Source organism: Streptomyces sp. NPDC002463 (assembly GCF_042889835.1).
GTDB lineage: Bacteria > Actinomycetota > Actinomycetes > Streptomycetales > Streptomycetaceae > Streptomyces > Streptomyces nymphaeiformis.
In genome coordinates, this window is record NZ_JBIARL010000001.1 from 294,058 (window position 1) to 310,522 (window position 16,465).

Here is a 16,465-nt window from a genome sequence, read left to right on the forward strand (position 1 = left end):
AACGGATTCCGATCCATGATCCGCAGCAACCGGGGCCGTCGCGCCCTGGCCGCCGCCGTCACCACGGCGGCGTCCCTCGCGACCCTGATGACCACCGCTCCCCCGGCCTCCGCCGGCGAGGAGCGCTGCCCGTCCGGGCGGCTGTGCGTCTTCCAGTACCGCGACTACAAGGGCGAGATGAAGGTCATCTCGTCCAGCCAGTCCACTCTCGGCGCCTGGGACAACACGATCTCCAGCGTCGTCAACAACTCCGCGCTGCACGCCGTGCTCAGCGTCGACGCGAACTACCGGGGCGGCGACTCCCTGGTCATGGACCCGCACAACGGCGGGGTCAGCTTCGACGGCTCGATCATGGGCCAGCTCGACAACCGGATCAGCTCGATCCGCGTGGCGACCACCGCCTGGGAGGCCAGCAGCGGCGTCGCCTGGATGGACTGGTGGCCGCAGGAGAAGCGTCCCACCGGCCTTCCCGCCGCCGCGCAGTTCGGCGACCTGAACAACGACTCCCGGCCCGACCTCCTCGAGCGGGCCGACGACGGCCGACTGTGGTACCTCCACGGCTACTCGGCCAGCTGGGACACCCCGCCCAAGGGCGTGCTGATCGGCGGCGGCTGGAACGCCATGACGCAGATCGTCCGGCACGGCGACTACAACGGCGACCGCAACGAGGACGTCTTCGCGCGCGACCGGTCCGGCGTCCTGTGGTTCTACCCGGGCAACGGCCGCGGCTACTTCAAGCCCCGCGTGAAGGTCGGCAGCGGCTGGAACACCATGAAGGAGCTCAAGGCCGTCGGTGACATCACCGGTGACGGTCGGCGCGACCTGGTCGCCCGGGACACCGCCGGTGTCCTGTGGACGTACCCGGGCAACGGCCGCGGCTGGTTCGGTGCCCGCAAGAAGGTCGGCGGCGGCTGGAACGCCATGAACCGGCTCGTGGCGCCCGGCGACATGACGGGCGACGGCAAGTCCGACCTGGTCGCCCGGGACGGCTCGCGGGGCCTCTGGCTCTACCCGGGCAACGGCCGCGGCGCGTTCGGCGCCCGCACCAAGCTGCCGTACGCCTGGCCGTCGGACGCCCCCGTCTTCTCCGTCGGCGACGTGACGGGCGACGGCACGTCGGACCTGATGCGGCCGATCGACTGGAACCAGCTCTACATCTACCCCGGCAACGGCCGCGGTGGCATCGGCGGCCCGCAGGCCGACATGGGCTGGGACACCGCCGAGCGCGTCCACGTCTTCTGACGGACGCGCGCCCGGGGCGCCCCCAGTGGTCGCCCCGGGCTAGTGGTCGCCCCGGGCCACACAGCCCTTCAGGTGGTCGTCGACCAGCCCGCAGGCCTGCATCAGGGCGTACGCCGTGGTGGGGCCGATGAAGCGGAGGCCGCGCTTCTTGAGGGCCTTGGACAGGGCCGTCGACCCGTCCGTGACCGCGGGGACCTCGGCGAGCGTGAGCGGCGCCGAGCGGGTCGCCGGGTCCGGGGCGTACGACCAGATCAACGCGTCGAGCTCGCCCGGCGACCAGCCGGCGAGCAGCTTCGCGTTGGCCAGGGTCGCGTCGACCTTGGCGCGGTTGCGGATGATGCCCTCGTCGGCGAGGAGCCGCTCGCGGTCCGCCTCGCCGAACGCGGCGACCGAAGCGATCTCGAAGCCGGCGAAGGCGCGCCGGAAGCCCTCGCGGCGGCGCAGGATCGTGATCCACGACAGGCCCGACTGGAAGGCCTCCAGACAGAGCCGCTCGAACAGCGCGTCGTCGCCGTGGACCGGGCGGCCCCACTCCTCGTCGTGGTACGCGACGTAGTCCTCGGTCGACAGGCCCCAGGGGCAGCGCAGCCGCCCGTCGGGGCCGGGGATCGCCTCGCCCGTCACTTCTCGCCGCCCTCGGTGTCGGCGTCGCCGCCGGGGGCCGCGCCCGCGAGCGCCTCCTCCAGCTCGGCGATCCGGGCGTCGCGCTCCGCGAGCTCGGCGCCGAGCCGTACGAGGACGTCGTCCACGTCGGCCATCCGGTAGCCGCGCGCCGCGACGGGGAGACGCAGCGCCTCGACGTCGGCGCGGTCCACCGGGCGGGCGGCCGGGAGCGGGTCGACGAGCTGCTCGGGCGCCACCTCGGGCAGCACCTCGCTGTCGCCGCCGCCGACCACGGCGAGGGTCACCGCGGCCACGACCACGACCATCGTGATGAGCAGAAACCAGAACACTGCGCGCCTCTCCCCGGAGTGGAAAACGTCCCGTGCCGATCGTGCCATGCGCCACCGACGGTTAGGGTCGCAGGCGAACGGACGCGAGGGAGGACATAAGGGATGCTGCGCTTGGGACGGCGTGAATTCGGGCCGCACGAGCCGGTGATCATGGCGATCGTGAACCGGACCCCCGACTCCTTCTACGACCAGGGCGCGACCTTCCGCGACGAGCCGGCGCTCGCCCGGGTCGAGCAGGCGGTGGCGGAGGGGGCGGCGATCATCGACATCGGCGGGGTGAAGGCGGGCCCCGGCGAGGAGGTGACGGCCGAGGAGGAGGCGCGGCGCACGGTCGGCTTCGTCTCCGAGGTCCGCAGGCGCCACCCCGACGTGGTGATCAGCGTCGACACCTGGCGGGCGGACGTCGGCGAGGCGGTGTGCGAGGCCGGGGCGGACGTCCTGAACGACGCCTGGGGCGGCGTCGACCCGCGGCTCGCCGAGGTCGCCGCGAAGTACGGCGCGGGGCTCGTCTGCACGCACGCGGGCGGCGCGGAGCCGCGTACGCGACCGCACCGGGTGGAGTACGAGGACGTGATGGCCGACATCCTGCGCGTCACGGTGGGCCTCGCGGAGCGCGCGGCCTCGCTCGGCGTGCGGCGGGACGGGATCATGATCGACCCCGGTCACGACTTCGGGAAGAACACCCGGCACAGCCTGGAGGCGACGCGCCGCCTCGGCGAGATGACGGAGACGGGGTGGCCCGTCCTCGTGTCCCTGTCGAACAAGGACTTCGTGGGCGAGACCCTGGACCGTCCGGTCAAGGAGCGGGTCCTCGGCACGTTGGCGACGACGGCGGTGTCGGCGTGGCTGGGGGCGCAGGTGTACCGGGTGCACGAGGTCGCGGAGACCAGGCAGGTGCTCGACATGGTGGCGTCGATCGCGGGGCACCGCGCGCCCGCGGTGGCCCGGCGCGGGCTGGCGTAGCCCCCACGGGGCCGGGGTCCGAACAACGGGCGCCCGGCACCGGGGGCTGTGCCCACTGCCCACAACGGCTAGCGGCCGACCTCCTTCGTCACCAGCGCCACCGCCTCCTCCACGTCGTCCGTGACGTGGAAGAGGAGGAGGTCGCGTTCGCTCGCCTTGCCGCCCGCGACGACCGAGTCGCGGAGCCAGTCGACCAGGCCCTTCCAGTACTCCGTGCCGAAGAGCACGATCGGGAAGCGGGTGACCTTGCGGGTCTGGACCAGGGTGAGCGCCTCGAAGAGCTCGTCGAGGGTGCCGAGGCCGCCGGGCAGGACGACGAAGCCCTGCGCGTACTTCACGAACATCGTCTTGCGGACGAAGAAGTAGCGGAAGTTCACGCCGATGTCGACGTGCGGGTTGAGCCCCTGCTCGAAGGGGAGCTCGATGCCGAGGCCGACCGAGACGCCCTTGGCCTCCCTGGCTCCCTTGTTGGCCGCCTCCATGGCGCCCGGGCCGCCGCCCGTGATGACCGCGAAGCCGGCCTCGACGAGCGCCCGGCCGATCCGTACGCCCGCCTCGTACTCGGGCGAGTCCGGCTTCGTGCGGGCCGAGCCGAAGACGCTGATCGCGCTCGGCAGTTCGGCGAGGGCGCCGAAGCCCTCGACGAACTCGGACTGGATGCGCATGACCCGCCAGGGGTCGGTGTGCACCCACTCCGAGTCGCCCTCGGTGTCGAGCAGCCGCTGGTCCGTGGTGCCCGGCTGGACCTGGTCCCTGCGCCTGAGCACCGGTCCGAGCCGCTGCTCCTCCGGCTTCGTCTCCCCCTCAGGGATACCCATGGCCTGCTCCCTCCGTCGAACCGACGATCTTCTGGTGGGGTCAGCGTAGGACCAGAGAGGTGACGAAATGCGAAATTACGGGAGACGGGCGGTCAGCCAGTCGCGGAGCCGTTCCTCGCAGTGGTGGATCTTGTCGACGTGGATGTGCTCGTCGCGCTTGTGCGCGTACAGGGCGTCACCGGGGCCGTAGTTCACGGCGGGCACGCCGAGGGCGCTGAAGCGGGCGACGTCGGTCCAGCCGAACTTGGGCTGCGCGCTGCCGCCGACGGCCTTCATGAAGGCCTCGGCCGCGGGGTGGGAGAGGCCGGGCAGGGCGCCGGGGCTCTCGTCGTCGACGACGAACTCGGCGATGTCGATGCCGTCGAAGAACTCGCGGACGTACGCGAGGGCCTCGGCCGGGGAGCGGTCGGGGGCGTACCGGTAGTTGACGGTGACGGCGCAGGCGTCGGGGATGACGTTGGTGGCGACGCCGCCCTCGATGCGGACGGCGTTGAGGCCCTCGTGGTACTGGAGGCCGTCGATGATCGGCTTGCGCGGCTGGTAGGCGGCGAGGCGGTCGAGGATCGGGGCGGCGGTGTGGATGGCGTTGGAGCCCATCCACGCGCGCGCGGAGTGGGCGCGTTCACCGGCGGTGCGCAGGATGACGCGCAGGGTGCCCTGGCAGCCGCCCTCGACCTGGCCGTCGGAGGGTTCGAGGAGGACGGCGAAGTCGCCCTCCAGCCAGTCGGGGTGCGCGGCGGCGACCTTGCCGAGGCCGTTGAGGTCGGCGGCGACCTCCTCGTTGTCGTAGAAGACGAAGGTGAGGTCGCGGTTGGGCTCGGGGACGGTGGCGGCGATGCGGAGCTGGACGGCGACCCCGGACTTCATGTCGGAGGTGCCGCAGCCCCAGAGGATGCCGTCCTCGTCGAGCCGCGAGGGCACGTTGTCGGCGATCGGCACGGTGTCGATGTGGCCGGCGAGGACGACGCGCTCGTGGCGGCCGAGGTCGGTCCGGGCGACGACGTTGTTGCCGTACCGGTCGACGGTGAGGTGCGGCAGGAGGCGCAGGGCCCGCTCGATCGCGTCCGCGAGCGGCTGCTCGGTCCCGCTGACGGAGGGGAAGTCGACGAGGGCGGCGGTGAGCGCGGCCCCGTCCAGGGAGAGGTCGAGGGTGCCGTCGAGCGGGGTGATGTCAGCCATGTGCCGACCCTAACGCGGCCTCCAGTACGGTGGGCCCCGTGTCCGAGCCCACCCGCCCCCGCCGTCGCGGCCGCCTCGCCCGTACGGCGGCCGCCTTCGCCGCGCTCCTCGGCCTCGCCTCGTACGTGGCCGTCCACCAGCTGACGGGGAGCACGGGGACGCCTCGGTGCAGTGTGGGCAGTGGGGACAACCGCTACGAGTTCACTCCGGAGCAGGCGTCCAACGCGGCGATGATCGCGGCGGTGGGCACGACGCGGGGGCTGCCGGAGCGGGCGGTGACGATCGCGCTCGCGACGGCTCTGCAGGAGTCCGCGCTGCGGAACATCGAGCACGGCGACCGGGACTCGCTGGGGCTCTTCCAGCAGCGGCCCTCGCAGGGCTGGGGGACGCCGGAGCAGATCATGGACCCGGTGTACGCGGCGGGCAGGTTCTACGAGGGCCTGGAGAAGGTCCCGGGGTACTCGCGGCTGCCGCTGACGGTGGCGGCGCAGAAGGTGCAGCGGAGCGGTTTCCCGCAGGCGTACGCGAAGCACGAGCCGGACGCGGCGCTGCTGTCGGCCGCGCTGACGGGCCGGTCGCCGGCGGCGCTGACGTGCACGGCGAGCACGGCGAAGGGGCGGCCGGGCGATCCGGCGCAGGTGCGGCACGAGCTGGTGCGGGCCTTCGGCGAGAAGGCGGCGCCGGAGGCGGTCACGGGCGGTCCGAGCGCGGGCCGTTCGGCGTCGGAGCCGCCGGTGCTGGTGGTCCCGGTCCGGGCGGCGACGGGCGCGGGGAGCGCGCCGGGGGCCGGTTCGGACGAGCGGCGCGGCTGGGAGCTGGCGCAGTGGGCGGTGGCCTGCGCGGACACGCTGCGCATCACGGAGGTCGCGTTCGGGGACCGCGTGTGGCGCGCGGGCGAGGCCGACGGCGGCTGGTCGAAGCCCTCGGGCACGCCGTCGACGGACGCCACGTCGGTACGGATGCGGCTGGCGCAGCAGTAGCGGGGCGGCAGGCGCGGGAGCGGGACGGCAGGCGCGGGAGCAGCGCGGCAGGCGCGGGAGCAGCGCGGCAGGCGCGGGAGCGGGGCGCACCCGCCCGTGCGGACTCTCCCCGCCGTCCGGCGGCGGCAGCCGCCCGCGCGGCACGCGCAGTGGCCGCCGGGGCGCCGGGTTCCGGGCGTGCGGCGCGCTGCCGGGAAACCCCTCCACCCGCACGCCGATCACCCGTACGAACCCTCACCCCCACGTGGCACGGCCCGGGTGGGACAGGGAAGGAAATCGCGCGACTTTCGGGCCGCGTTCCCCGCACGTCACCCCTCCCCCTCCCTCCCCTTGCGGCACAAGGGAAGTGACGGTTCCGCAGCGGCCCCGCAATGACACGTTCGTCCGTTTTCCTCCCCACCCGACAATACGACGCATTACCAACTCTTTACCTTCGGTCGCCGCAACCTCCCCCGCCCCGGGGCCGGTTGTCACCGCGTAATCGTCGTCTTTGCCGAAGGAGCACCATGTCCCTCTCCCTGACCCGTCGGATCGCCCGTGCCGCCCTCATCGTCGCGGCCGGAGCAGCCCCCGTGGTCGGTGCGGCCGGCTCCGCGAGCGCCCTGGAGCCGAGCCTCGCGCCGACCGGCGCCCTCGGCGGCGTGACCGCCCTGGACGCCGCCGGCGCGGGGAGCGCCGTCGACGGCGCCTCGCAGACCGCGACCGGCGTGGTCGGCGAGACCGGCAGCAAGGCCGTCGGGACGGCCGTCCCGGCCGCCGGCAAGACCATCGGCACGGCCGGCAAGACCGCCACCCCCGCCGTGCAGGACGTCGCCGGCAAGACGGCCGGCAGCACCGGCGAGGTCGTCGGCCAGACCGCCGGCGCCGCCGCCGAGAGCACCGAGGCCCCCACCGGCGGCGCCCTCGGCGGCGGCCTGGGCGGCCTGCCGACCGGCCAGACCCTGGGCGGCCTGCCGATCGGCGGCTGACCCTCGCCAGAACGCACGAAGGGCCCGGGGAGCACCTGCTCCCCGGGCCCTCCGGCGCATCACCGTCAGCCCAGTCGCTTGACCGCGGCCTCGACCCGCTCGTCCGTCGCCGTGAACGCCACCCGCACGAACCGCTCCCCGGCCTCGCCGTAGAAGTCGCCGGGCGCCACCAGGATGCCCTTCTCCGCCAGGTACGCCACCGTGTCCCAGCACGGCTCGTCCCGGGTCGCCCACAGGTACAGGCTGGCCTCGCTGTGCTCGATCCGGAAGCCGTGCGCCTCCAGGGCCGCCCGCAGCGCCGCCCGGCGGGCCGCGTACCGCTCCCGCTGCTCGGCCACGTGCGCGTCGTCGCCGAGCGCCGCGACCGTCGCCGCCTGCACCGGGGCGGCGGTCATCATGCCGCCGTGCTTGCGGATCTGGAGCAGCTCGCCCAGGACCGCCGCGTCGCCCGCGATGAACGCGGCCCGGTAGCCGGCCAGGTTGGAGCGCTTGGACAGCGAGTGGACCGCGACGATCCCCTCGTACGAACCGACGCAGACGTCCGGGTGCAGGACCGAGACCGGGTCCGCCTCCCAGCCCAGCTCCAGGTAGCACTCGTCGGAGAAGACGAGGACGCCGTGCTCGCGCGCCCAGGCGACGATCCGGGTCAGCTCGTCCTTGGCGAGGACCTTGCCGGTCGGGTTGGACGGGGAGTTGAGCCAGAGCAGCCTCACCGCGGCCGGGTCGAGGTCGGCGACCGGGTCGTCGTAGACGACGGGCGTCGCGCCGCAGAGCCGCGCCCCCACCTCGTACGTCGGGTACGCGAGCCGCGGGTAGGCGACGACGTCGCCCGCGCCGAGCCCGAGCTGCGTCGGCAGCCAGGCCACGAGCTCCTTGGAGCCGACGACCGGGAGCACGTTCTCATGGGCGAAGTCCACGGCGCCCAGGCGCCGCTCGCACCAGCCGGTGAGCGCGTCCCGCAGTTCCTTCGTGCCCCACACCGTGGGATAGCCCGGCGAGTCCGCGGCCGCGACCAGGGCCTCCTGGATCAGCGCGGGGACCGGGTCCACGGGCGTGCCGACGGACAGGTCGACGATTCCGTCCGGGTGTGTCAGGGCCGTCTTCTTGTACGGCTCCAGCTTGTCCCAGGGGAAGACGGGCAGGCGCGAAGAGACTGCGCTCACGGGTTGGCTCACTTCCTCGTACGTACGGAAAACGCTTCGGTCCCGTACAGCGGCGAGGCCGTACGGGACCGAGGGTGAACAATCAGCCGTTCTGCGGCGGCAGGGCGGCGATGAACGGGTGGTCCCGCTCGATCTCGCCGAGCTTGGAGGCACCACCGGGCGAACCGAGCTCGTCGAAGAACTCGACGTTCGCCTTGTAGTAGTCCTTCCACTCCTCCGGGGTGTCGTCCTCGTAGAAGATCGCCTCGACCGGACAGACCGGCTCACAGGCCCCGCAGTCGACGCACTCGTCCGGGTGGATGTACAAGGACCTCTTGCCCTCGTAGATGCAGTCGACGGGGCACTCCTCGATGCACGCCTTGTCCTTGACGTCGACACAAGGCTGCGCGATGACGTAGGTCACGCTGTCGTTCCTCCTCGATAGGGCTGGTCTGCGCGGGAGCGCGGCGTCGTCGATGCCCGCACCTAGTATCTCCGTTCTTGGGGGCGATCCGAACAGGAGGGGCGGAGAAGCTGTGGAAATCACCGACGGAGGGCGCCTTGAAGTGCGAATTACCAGCGCTGACGTGGGAAAACGTGTCTCCGTTCGGTACGTGACGGACTCGGCGGAACCGGGCGAGAAGTTCACCGACGCGGTCGGGGTTCTCACATCATGGGATGCCGGTGTGCTGCTGATCACACGAAAGAGCGGCGAGACCGTCCGGATCGCGGAATCTTCGCTCGCCGCGGGCAAGGTCGTGCCCGCCGCACCGGCCCGCCGCCGCGGCCCCTCGGCCACCTTCGCGGAGCTCGCCCGCGCCACCGCGCGCGCGTGGCAGCCGGTCGAGAGCGAGCCCCTGGGCGGGTGGACCCTGCGCGCGGCCGGCGGGTTCACCCGCCGCGCCAACTCGGCCCTCCCGCTCGGTGACCCCGGGCTGCCGGTCGCCGAGGCCCTGACGCACGTACGCGCGTGGTACGCGGCCCGGAAGCTCCCCGCCTACATCCAGACCGCCACCGGCGCCGAGGGCACCCAGGAGCTGCTGTGCGCCGCCCTCGACCGGCACGGCTGGCACCGCGAGGTCTCCGCCGAGGTGCGGATCGCGGCGCTCGCCCCGATCGGCGACCTGGACGCCGACGTCTCCGCCGTACGCCTCTCGCGGACGGTCGAGGAGCCGTGGCTGCGCCGCTACCAGCGCTTCCAGGAGCCCGGCCCGGCCGTCAGGTCCGTCCTCGCGTCCGGCCCGAGTGTGTGGTTCGCGTCCGTCGAGGGCACGGGAGAGGTACCGGCGGCGATCGGACGCCTGGTGGTCGACGGTCGCTGGGCCGGCTTCATGGCGGTCGAGGTCGACCCCGACCAGCGGCGCCGGGGCCTGGCGACGTCCGTCATGACGGCACTGGCCCGGCAGGCGCTCGACGAGGGCGCGTCGGCGGCCTGGCTCCAGGTGGAGGCGGACAACGACGGCGCACGGGCCCTGTACGACGGGATGGGCTTCGCGCCCCACCACCACTACCACCACTACCGATGGGCGGAGGCGTGAGGGAGGACGTACCACCACCGGAGGGACCGGACGGGCCGGACGGGCCGGACGGACTGGACGGACTGAACGGACCGCGCGGATCGAACGGGCCGGACGGGCCGGGCGGGTCCGGAGGCGCCTCCGAGGAGCCGGGGCGGGAGGACTGGCGGCGGGAGTTCGCCGAGGAGGCACGGGCCGAGCGGCCCGACCTCGCCCGGCTCTGCCTGCTGATCGGCGCGGTCGCCGACCCCACCGTCACCCGGCGGGACCTGGACGAGGCCGAGATCGAACTCGACCGGCTCGCGGGCCTCGTCCCGTACGCGACCCGGATCACCGGCGACTGGGCCGCGGAGCTCGCCGCGCTCCTGGGCCGCCACGAGGGCTTCGAGGGCGTGCCCGCCGACTACCAGCGCCTGGAGTCCTCGCTCCTGCACGAGGTGCTCCGGCGTCGCCGGGGCCTGCCCATCCTGCTCTCCGTCGTCTGGATGGAGGTCGCCCGCCGGGCCGGCGCCCCCGTGTACGGGCTCGGGCTGCCCGGCCACTTCGTCGTCGGCTTCGGCGACCCGGCCGACCTGAACCTCGCCGACCCGTTCGCGGGCGGCCGGGCCATGACGGGCACGGACGCCGAGCTCCTGGTGGCGAGCGCGACGGGCGAGGCCCTCGACCGCTCGATGCTCCGCCCCGCCGAGCCCGGCGCGATCGTCCTCCGGATCCTCAACAACATCCGCGCCTGGGCGGCCCCGCGCCCCGAACGCTCCGACGTGGCCCTGTGGGCGGTGGAACTCGCCCTACTGCTCCCCTCGCACCCGGCGAGGCTCCGCTACGAACGCGCCGAACTGCTCGTCCAGCGCGGGGAGTTCCTCACGGGAGCGGTGGAGATGGAGGCCTACGCCCAGGTGATGGACGCGGTGGACCCGGAGTCGGCGACGACGATCCGGCGAAGGGCGCAGGCGGCGAGGGCGCTGCTCAACTAGCGGGTGAGGGGGCGGGGCGGCCGGATTCGAACCGGCGTCCTCCGAGATGTCATCGCGGCGCATTACCTCTGTGCTACGACCCCGCCCTTGCGGGAGACCCTACGAGAGGGGCGCGGGGGGCGCTACACGTTATTCGGCGTCCCCCGGCACCCGGACCTGAGCGACCCAGGACCCTCGCCGTGAGCCGGCTCCCGCACCATCCGGGCCGCGGCGGCCCGCGCCTCGCGCGGATCGGCGTCTCCGGGCACGTCGGGCAGGGCCCCGCAGGCCATCCCGCCCTGCACGTCGATCAGGCTGTGCCGTCGGCCGCCGGGCGTCGGGCGTCGGGCCTCGGGCGTCGGCCGTCGGGCGTCGACAGCAGGACGAGGGCTTGAGGCAGTGGGAAGGGCGGCCGGCGCTTCTTCTCCCGACGTCGTCTCACGGCTCGCCCCCGTCCTCGTCGTGGTGCGGCGGGATCGCCCAGCGGAGGACTGTGGAGCCGTCGTCGGGGGCGAGGGTGACCGGGTGGACCTTGCCCCAGGGGCGCTCGCCGTCGTGACGGACGGAGTGGTCGCCCGGGTCCCAGTCGAGGCCGAGGACCCGGCAGCCGGCGATGTCGAGGACCGCGGCGAGGAGGGGGTGGTTCCAGGTGGCCCGGTGGAGGAGGTGGTAGTGGGAGTGCTCGTCCACCGCGACCGTCAGGCCCTTGCCCGGGCCCTGTTCGACCCAGCCGGCGAGGCGGGCGGCGAGCGCCTCGGCCTCGGCGACGGGGAGGTCGAGATGCCCGTACGGGCCGTATGCGACGGGCTCGCCACCGAACTCGGCATGGGCCTCGTCCTGATGCCGCCCCCAGTACGTGACGTCCGCGAGCCCGTCCACGGAGTCCCCCTCCAGGCCGACGAACCCGTCCAGGGCCTGCGCGTCACCGAGGACCATCCCGCACCGGTCCACGGGCAGATCGCCGAGGTGTACGGGGCCGGGGCCCCGCTCTGCAGGCCACGGGATCCCCAGGTCGATCTCCAGGACGGAGATCGTCGGCTCGCCGTCGAACGGGGACGGCGCCGCCTCTGCACGTACGGGAAGGGGCCGGTCCATCGCGGCGGGAACCGCGACCGCCTCGCAGTACCAGGCCTTCGGCTCGCCGTCCTCAGGCAGGTGCAGGTGCGCACCGCCGGCCCGGGCGGCGGCGAGCCCCCGCTCGGAGAGCGGTCGGTCGGTCGTGGCCCAGCAGTCGACGGTCCCGGCCGTGCCGAGGACCAGCACGCCGGAGGGCGCGGTGACGGAACCGAGTATGTGAGTCATGGCCCCGATTGAAGCGGACCACCGGGCGGGCCGGCTCCGTGGGCTTCGGGTGCGGCCGCCCTCTTTCCGAGGCCGCTTCCCGCCATGGGTGGGCGGCGGGGCCGGGCCTCGCCACCCACCCACCCACGAACCCGGCCCGCCCCGAGAGCCGCAACCGTGCCCCTAGCAGTCTCCGGCCACCGTCGGCTTCAGGTCGTGGATCGTGAAGTGCAGCTGGACGTCGTCCGTGGAGTCCGCCCAGAGGCCCTCCGCGTCCAGCACTGAGGCCGCGACCGTGCGCGCTTCGGCGACGAGTGCGGGGTCGTAGTCGAAGCCCGGCCAGGGCAGCACCGGGAAGCCGTTCGCCTCTCCGAAGGCGCGCACCCGGTCGATGTCGCCGAGGACCGCGGGCGGCAGGGAATCGTTGGCCCAGGACCACAGCCAGGTCTCGTGGGACAGGCTCACGCTGCCGATCATCGTGATCCGTCCCGTGAGGAAAGCCGTCCCGTTGCGGGACCAGGTGATCCGCGCGTCGTCCATCGACCAGTGGTACTGGACGTCGCCCGACAGGCCGTGGCGTTCGATCATGAGGGCCTGTCGTGAGCGGGCCCGCTCGCGTGCCGCGCCCACGACCTCCTCCCAGCCGGAGTGGTCGTGCCCCGTTCCGTTCTCCATCCTGCCTCCTCACGCAGAACGTACCTCCCCATGCGCGCGAGCCCCCGTCCCGGGGTGGGACGGGGGCTCGGGAGCCGGAGCGGGGGCTGTCAGCCCTCGCCCGTGAGGTTGATCGTCTTCGTGCGTTCCGCCAGGGTCTTGCCCATCAGGGCGTCGCGCATCACGAAGGCCACGTCGTCGGCGGAGACCTGGTGCTTCGTGCCGTCGCCCTTGGTGATCATGACGCCGTCGAAGGCGCCGTCGAGGAGCCGGTCGATCGCCTTCTTGTCGTAGACCTCGACCAGTCGGCCGTCGACGGCCTTCATGGAGAGGATCTGCGGCAGCGAGCGCGCCGGGCCGAAGTCGATGTGCCTGCCGCCCGCCTGGATCCTGATCAGACCCGACATCGCGGGCGTCGCGAACTCCTCCATCGCCCGGTCCAGCTCGGCCTTCGTGACCGTCGGGCGGCGGGTGGTGACCGGCAGCTCGACCAGCTTGTTCTGGCCGGTCTCCACCTGGGCGCGGAAGGCGTCCTGGACGGAGATCATCGAGCGCTGGACGTCCAGGCCCTTCCCCGGCTTGCCCTCGACCGGCGTCACCTTGTTCGGGGCGAACAGGATCGTGCCCTCCGTCGCCGACGCGGACGTGCCCGCCAGGTCGGTCAGCGCGACCGCGAGCTTCTCCTTGTCGACCGGGAACACCGGCTTCGCGACCCGCTCGCCGCCGAACAGGGAGCCGATCACCGAGACCGGGTTGTAGTCGCTGCCCGCCGCCGCACGGACGGTCTCCTGGCTGTCGAGCGCCAGGCCCGCCTTGTCCGGGGCCAGCTGGACCTGCTTGCCGCCGACGCCGAGCTGCAGCGGGGTCGTGGCCCGCTTGCCGAGCACCGCGTCCAGCTTCGCGACGGCTTCCTCCTTCGTACCGCCGCCGATGTCCACCCCGAGCACCGTCGTGCCCTTCGGGACGTCGGAGTGGTTGAGGAGCAGTCCGGCGCCGTACGCGACTCCGGCGAGGCCCAGGACGCCGACGGCGGCGAGGACCAGCTTCGACCGGCCCTTCTTCGCCGGCGCGCGGTCGGCCGCGGGCGTCTGGCGCGGCGCCGGCGCGGGGGCCGGGGTCGCGCGCTCCTCGATGCGCGGGGTCAGGTTCGGGCGGGCCGCCGTCGGCGGGACCACCGGGATGCCGCTGGTGAGCGTGTCGCCGGAGACGTGGGCGCCCTGCCCGTTGTCGCCCTGTCCGGGCCTCGGCGCCGGTGCGGGCGCCTGCGGCGTCAGGATCGCGGTGTCGTCGGACATGCGGGGCGCGCCGCCGCCCGCGAACGGGGAGCCCGGGCCTCCGCCGAAGGGGCGGGGGGCGGTGGCGGGGCCGCCGAGGGAGGCGGTGCCGGTGACCGGACCCGTGGTGGGGCCGGTCGGCGCCGCCGGGGAACCGGTCCGGGAGCCGGCCGGGGAACCACCAGGTGCTCCCGGAGCACCCTGGCCGCGTCGGCCCGCCGGACCGCCCGGACCGCGGAACGCGGGCGTGCCCGCGGCCGGGGTGCCGGTGTGCAGGGGCGTACCGGCGGCGGGCGTGCCGTCGTACATCGGGGTGCCCGCGGCCGGGGTCCCGTCGTACGCCGGGGTACCGCCCGCGGGCGTCCCGTCGTACATCGGCGTGCCGCCCACCGGCGTGCCGTCGTACATCGGCGTGCCGGCGGCCGGTGTGCCGTTCTCGTAGAGCGGGTTGGCCGGCGGGGTCTGGGCGGTCGCCGTGACCGGGCGGCTCGACGGGGTCGTGCCGACCGTCGGGACGCCCGAGGTCGCCGAGCCCGCGAAGCCCGTGCCCTGGGCGTCCGCTCCGGCGGGCGCCGGGGTCGGCTTGGCCGTCGGCGCGGGGGCCGGCGTGGGCGTGGGGGCCGGTGCGGGGGCCGCCTTGCGCGGGGCGAACCAGTCGCTCGTCTCCTTCGCCTTCGGCGGCTCCGGGGCGGCCTCCTCGGCCGCGCGCGGAGGCTCGGGGGCGGCGACGGCCACCGGCTCCGGCTCGGGTTCCACGACGGGCTCCGGGTCCGGGGCGGCCGTCTCGTTGACCGGCTTGCGGACCACGACCGGCGGAATCGGACGCGAACCCGGGATGTTGATCCGGATCCGGGTCGTCAGCGTCGTCTCGGTCTTGGGCTCCTCGGGCGGTGCGGGCGCGGCGGCGGCCTCCTCCGGCGCGTCCTGCGTGGGGTGGAGCGACGGATACTGGCGGGATCCGTACGGCGGTGTACCCGAGGGGTACGCGGCTCCCCCGCGCCCCTGGGCGCCGGAGGACGAACTGTCAGTCTCTCGACCAGTTTCACGACTCAAAGCAGGATCTCCCGGTTGGCTCCACCGCCCGCTCTTGCTGATGCTCGTGTTGACCCGGGCGGTTCGGCGGCGCGCACCACCATACTGAACGCCGCCGACTCATACCCGACCCCCGGGCACAGGACGACGGGCAATCCGGCCGAAGTCAGGGCGTCCCCGGCGTCAAGTCGTCCTGTTCACGGGGTCGGTCGCGGCAGCCGGGGCATGGTGGCGCACATCACAGCGATCGCCATGCCTCCGAAGAGGAAGATCAGCTCGCCGGTGCCTCCGCCGAACACCCCGTCGCCCTCGGGGCGTCCGACGCTGAGCAGGATGACGGCGACGAGCCAGCCGCCGGCGGCGGAGGCGACGCCGATCTGGGTACTGGTGGCGCGCAGCCCTCCGTAGAAGAGGCCGGTGGTGGCGAGGAGCGAGAGGAGCAGGCCGCCGGGGAACCAGGCGGCCTGGACGAGGGATCCGGCGAGGCCGACGAGGACGCCGAGGACGAACAGGACGCCGTACCAGACGTATCGAGCGGCCGGGGAGGGCATCGGGGACGGGGACGGGGCCGGGTTCTGCTTCACCGCGCTCATTCCGTCACCCCCGCGAAGAGGTCCGTCTCGCGCTCGCCCTCGGGGGCGCCGGAGGTGCCGTGGACCAGTTCGTAGTACTCGGTGGTGAAGATCGGCTGGCCGAGGTCGTTGGAGAGGGCGAAGAAGGGACCGTCGACGGCGACTTGGGTGGCGTGCGCGGCCATCGCGGCGGTCTTGCGGGCCGTGTACGCGGGGTCGGCGGCGATCTCGGCGGTGATCCGGTCCTCGTCGACGACGCCGGGGACGTCGTCGATCGCGGCGACGGCCGGGAAGGCGGAGCCCTCGGCGTGGAGCCGGGCGAAGGCGGCCTCGGCGACGGGGCGCGGGACGCGGTTCCAGTAGATCTTGGCGATCGTGTGGGCCGGGCCGAGGTCGGGGCGGTACGAGGCGTCCGCCGCGAGTTCGGCGGCGCGGGTGGCGACCCGGTGGGCCTGGATGTGGTCGGGGTGGCCGTAGCCGCCGTCGGGGTCGTAGGTGATCAGGACCTGCGGGCGGGTCTCGCGGACCACCTCGACGAGGTGGGGCGCGGCGGTGTCGACGTCGGTGCTCCAGAAGGCGCCCGGGCGCTTGTTCTGTTCGGCGCCCATCATTCCGGAGTCGCGGAAGCGTCCGGGGCCGCCGAGGAAGCGGTGGTCGGTGACGCCCAGCTCGGTCATCGCGGCGGCGAGTTCGCCGACGCGGTGGGGGCCGAGCCGGTCCTCCCGGTCGGGGGCCAGGTGGGCGAGGTCGGGCGGGATGACCTCGCCCTCCTCGCCGAGGGTGCAGGTGACGAGGGTGACGAGGGCGCCCTCGGCCGCGTACCTGGCCATGGTGGCGCCGTTGTTGATCGACTCGTCGTCCGGGTGCGCGTGCACGAGCAGCAGACGGCGGGCGGGGAGATCGGACATGCCCCCCACCCTACGAGGTCAGGCAGGTC

The 16,465-nt window shown here is 73.7% G+C and carries 17 protein-coding genes and 1 tRNA gene; 6 read left to right on the plus strand and 12 right to left on the minus strand.

Features of this window, described 5'->3' with window-relative positions; all coding sequences use genetic code 11:
- The first annotated feature begins 15 nt into the window (after positions 1 to 15).
- Positions 16 to 1,242, plus strand: a complete 1,227-nt coding sequence (locus ACFYX3_RS01290; protein ID WP_389006958.1) for an FG-GAP-like repeat-containing protein — start codon at positions 16 to 18, stop codon at positions 1,240 to 1,242.
- Between the two features lie 39 nt (positions 1,243 to 1,281).
- Here ACFYX3_RS01290 and ACFYX3_RS01295 read toward each other — a convergent pair whose 3' ends face one another.
- Positions 1,282 to 1,866 carry a DNA-3-methyladenine glycosylase I gene (locus tag ACFYX3_RS01295; protein ID WP_389006960.1) on the minus strand — a complete coding sequence of 195 codons (585 nt, stop codon included), beginning with the start codon at positions 1,864 to 1,866 and terminating at the stop codon, positions 1,282 to 1,284.
- Positions 1,863 to 2,195 carry a hypothetical protein gene (locus ACFYX3_RS01300; protein ID WP_389006962.1) on the minus strand — a complete coding sequence of 111 codons (333 nt, stop codon included), beginning with the start codon at positions 2,193 to 2,195 and terminating at the stop codon, positions 1,863 to 1,865. Before ACFYX3_RS01300 ends, ACFYX3_RS01295 begins: the two co-directional genes overlap by 4 nt.
- Before the next feature lie 102 nt (positions 2,196 to 2,297).
- Here ACFYX3_RS01300 and folP point away from each other — a divergent pair, with 102 nt between their 5' ends.
- Positions 2,298 to 3,158, plus strand: coding sequence for a dihydropteroate synthase (gene folP, locus ACFYX3_RS01305; RefSeq protein ID WP_389006964.1), 861 nt, complete (start codon positions 2,298 to 2,300; stop codon positions 3,156 to 3,158).
- Positions 3,159 to 3,226: 68 nt separating this feature from the next.
- Here the strand turns inward: folP and ACFYX3_RS01310 are convergent, their stop codons facing one another.
- Together ACFYX3_RS01310 and dapE are read right to left on the minus strand one after the other, a co-directional pair.
- A complete protein-coding gene (locus tag ACFYX3_RS01310) occupies positions 3,227 to 3,976 on the minus strand; it encodes a TIGR00730 family Rossman fold protein (protein ID WP_041131091.1) in 750 nt (249 codons plus the stop codon).
- 75 nt (positions 3,977 to 4,051) lie between these two features.
- The gene (gene dapE / locus ACFYX3_RS01315) at positions 4,052 to 5,155 is read right to left on the minus strand and encodes a succinyl-diaminopimelate desuccinylase (protein WP_389006966.1); all 1,104 of its coding nucleotides are present in this window, start codon (positions 5,153 to 5,155) and stop codon (positions 4,052 to 4,054) included.
- Between the two features lie 29 nt (positions 5,156 to 5,184).
- Here dapE and ACFYX3_RS01320 point away from each other — a divergent pair, with 29 nt between their 5' ends.
- Both ACFYX3_RS01320 and ACFYX3_RS01325 read left to right on the plus strand, forming a co-directional pair.
- Positions 5,185 to 6,135, plus strand: a complete 951-nt coding sequence (locus tag ACFYX3_RS01320; protein WP_376588351.1) for a hypothetical protein — start codon at positions 5,185 to 5,187, stop codon at positions 6,133 to 6,135.
- 506 nt (positions 6,136 to 6,641) lie between these two features.
- Positions 6,642 to 7,103: an ATP-binding protein gene (locus ACFYX3_RS01325; protein WP_382660819.1), complete on the plus strand. Its 462-nt coding sequence runs from the start codon at positions 6,642 to 6,644 to the stop codon at positions 7,101 to 7,103.
- A 65-nt stretch (positions 7,104 to 7,168) separates the two neighbouring features.
- On the opposite strand, the gene dapC is transcribed toward ACFYX3_RS01325, so the two are convergent.
- Positions 7,169 to 8,266 carry a succinyldiaminopimelate transaminase gene (gene dapC / locus ACFYX3_RS01330; protein ID WP_389006969.1) on the minus strand — a complete coding sequence of 366 codons (1,098 nt, stop codon included), beginning with the start codon at positions 8,264 to 8,266 and terminating at the stop codon, positions 7,169 to 7,171.
- Positions 8,267 to 8,348: 82 nt separating this feature from the next.
- A complete protein-coding gene (gene fdxA, locus ACFYX3_RS01335; RefSeq protein WP_015035968.1) occupies positions 8,349 to 8,669 on the minus strand; it encodes a ferredoxin in 321 nt (106 codons plus the stop codon).
- 112 nt (positions 8,670 to 8,781) lie between these two features.
- On the opposite strand from fdxA, the gene ACFYX3_RS01340 reads away from it, so the two are divergent.
- Positions 8,782 to 9,783: a GNAT family N-acetyltransferase gene (locus ACFYX3_RS01340; protein WP_389006971.1), complete on the plus strand. Its 1,002-nt coding sequence runs from the start codon at positions 8,782 to 8,784 to the stop codon at positions 9,781 to 9,783.
- Positions 9,780 to 10,736, plus strand: a complete 957-nt coding sequence (locus tag ACFYX3_RS01345) for a tetratricopeptide repeat protein (protein ID WP_389006973.1) — start codon at positions 9,780 to 9,782, stop codon at positions 10,734 to 10,736. The genes ACFYX3_RS01340 and ACFYX3_RS01345 overlap by 4 nt, the downstream gene beginning before the upstream one ends.
- A gap of 10 nt (positions 10,737 to 10,746) precedes the next feature.
- On the opposite strand, the gene ACFYX3_RS01350 is transcribed toward ACFYX3_RS01345, so the two are convergent.
- From ACFYX3_RS01350 to mshB, 6 genes are all read right to left on the minus strand, one after another.
- Positions 10,747 to 10,821: transfer RNA gene (locus ACFYX3_RS01350), tRNA-Val, on the minus strand.
- A gap of 332 nt (positions 10,822 to 11,153) precedes the next feature.
- A complete protein-coding gene (locus tag ACFYX3_RS01355; RefSeq protein ID WP_389006975.1) occupies positions 11,154 to 12,017 on the minus strand; it encodes a hypothetical protein in 864 nt (287 codons plus the stop codon).
- A gap of 162 nt (positions 12,018 to 12,179) precedes the next feature.
- Positions 12,180 to 12,671 (minus strand): DUF6882 domain-containing protein, encoded by a 492-nt coding sequence (locus ACFYX3_RS01360; protein WP_389006977.1) that lies wholly within the window; start codon positions 12,669 to 12,671, stop codon positions 12,180 to 12,182.
- Between the two features lie 89 nt (positions 12,672 to 12,760).
- Positions 12,761 to 14,299 (minus strand): hypothetical protein, encoded by a 1,539-nt coding sequence (locus ACFYX3_RS01365; RefSeq protein ID WP_389008051.1) that lies wholly within the window; start codon positions 14,297 to 14,299, stop codon positions 12,761 to 12,763.
- Between the two features lie 854 nt (positions 14,300 to 15,153).
- Positions 15,154 to 15,549, minus strand: coding sequence for a DUF6113 family protein (locus ACFYX3_RS01370; protein ID WP_389006979.1), 396 nt, complete (start codon positions 15,547 to 15,549; stop codon positions 15,154 to 15,156).
- Positions 15,546 to 16,436 carry an N-acetyl-1-D-myo-inositol-2-amino-2-deoxy-alpha-D-glucopyranoside deacetylase gene (mshB, locus tag ACFYX3_RS01375; RefSeq protein ID WP_389006981.1) on the minus strand — a complete coding sequence of 297 codons (891 nt, stop codon included), beginning with the start codon at positions 16,434 to 16,436 and terminating at the stop codon, positions 15,546 to 15,548. The genes ACFYX3_RS01370 and mshB overlap by 4 nt, the downstream gene beginning before the upstream one ends.
- Between the last annotated feature and the right edge of the window lie 29 nt (positions 16,437 to 16,465).

Bases quoted from the DNA above. Each gene is read 5' to 3' on its own strand.
- ACFYX3_RS01290 (WP_389006958.1), top strand. From the start codon at position 16: ATGATCCGCAGCAACCGGGGCCGTCGCGCCCTGGCCGCCGCCGTCACC.
- ACFYX3_RS01310 (WP_041131091.1), bottom strand. From the start codon at position 3,976: ATGGGTATCCCTGAGGGGGAGACGAAGCCGGAGGAGCAGCGGCTCGGA.
- ACFYX3_RS01370 (WP_389006979.1), bottom strand. From the start codon at position 15,549: ATGAGCGCGGTGAAGCAGAACCCGGCCCCGTCCCCGTCCCCGATGCCC.
- dapE (WP_389006966.1), bottom strand. From the start codon at position 5,155: ATGGCTGACATCACCCCGCTCGACGGCACCCTCGACCTCTCCCTGGAC.
- folP (WP_389006964.1), top strand. From the start codon at position 2,298: ATGCTGCGCTTGGGACGGCGTGAATTCGGGCCGCACGAGCCGGTGATC.
- ACFYX3_RS01325 (WP_382660819.1), top strand. From the start codon at position 6,642: ATGTCCCTCTCCCTGACCCGTCGGATCGCCCGTGCCGCCCTCATCGTC.
- ACFYX3_RS01355 (WP_389006975.1), bottom strand. From the start codon at position 12,017: ATGACTCACATACTCGGTTCCGTCACCGCGCCCTCCGGCGTGCTGGTC.
- ACFYX3_RS01360 (WP_389006977.1), bottom strand. From the start codon at position 12,671: ATGGAGAACGGAACGGGGCACGACCACTCCGGCTGGGAGGAGGTCGTG.
- ACFYX3_RS01365 (WP_389008051.1), bottom strand. From the start codon at position 14,299: ATGTACGACGGGACGCCCGCGGGCGGTACCCCGGCGTACGACGGGACC.
- mshB (WP_389006981.1), bottom strand. From the start codon at position 16,436: ATGTCCGATCTCCCCGCCCGCCGTCTGCTGCTCGTGCACGCGCACCCG.